The organism is Mesorhizobium sp. M1312 (genome assembly GCF_040318115.1).
Taxonomy (GTDB): domain Bacteria; phylum Pseudomonadota; class Alphaproteobacteria; order Rhizobiales; family Rhizobiaceae; genus Mesorhizobium.
On the sequence record NZ_JAMYLQ010000102.1, the window covers coordinates 1 to 859 of the forward strand.

Below are 859 nucleotides of genomic sequence, written 5' to 3' on the forward strand. Positions count from 1 at the left end.
GGCAAGGATTGGTCAGCGCGACCCCATCCCGCCAGAGCTTTGGAGGCTGCGCGTTTCTTTAATTCAGGAGCATCGCCCACGTGGAAATGAGAGGGCGCATCTAATGTCTTCATCTCTGCCCACGTAATCGGTGCCGCGACAGGGGCGCCCGGACGTGATCTTGCGCTGTACGGCATGATCGCGGTCGCCCCGCGCTGATTGCGTAGATAGTCCACAAAGATGCGACCCTTGCGGCGCGCCTTTGACAACACGGCCGTGAAATGGGCCGGATCGCTCTGGGCGACCGCCTGCGCCAGGCGAGACGCGAAGTCCTTCACCTCTGGCCACTCGGCGCCAGGGGTGAGGGGCGCGATGACGTGCACTCCTTTGCCTCCCGTCAGCATCGGGAAAGTCTTAAGCCCCAGCGATTTAAGGATAGCGCGGAACTGAAAGGCAGCGGCGCGGACGGCCTCAAAATCGAGGCCTTCATCGGGGTCGAGGTCGAACACGAGGCGGTCGGCCTTTTCGACATCCTCGATCCGAGCCCCCCATCCATGCAGCTCAATCGTTCCCATCTGGACGCAAGTCATCAGTCCGTCGGCATCGTCGACATAGAGATATGGTTCCTCGTGCCCGTCCTTCTCCGTGATGCCGACATGGTGGACTTTGTCGCCAAAGCTGCCGGCGTCGTGTTTTTGGAAGAAGCACTTCTTCGCGCGGCCCTGTGGGCATCGAACCAGACTGATCGGCCGGCTGCCAACCCAAGGAAGCATGATCGCCGCGACCGCTGCGTAATGGTCGGCGAGCTGTCCCTTGGTAATGTTGGACTCCGGATAGATGACGCGGTCACGGTTACTTATCGCGATGCCGGTTGTCGCAG

Annotated in this window: 1 protein-coding gene; it reads right to left on the minus strand. The window is 61.0% G+C overall.

Annotated features, from left to right (window positions below):
- The coding region (gene ligD, locus NKH36_RS34705) for a non-homologous end-joining DNA ligase (protein ID WP_352966318.1) at positions 1-859 on the minus strand (859 nt) is incomplete at both ends.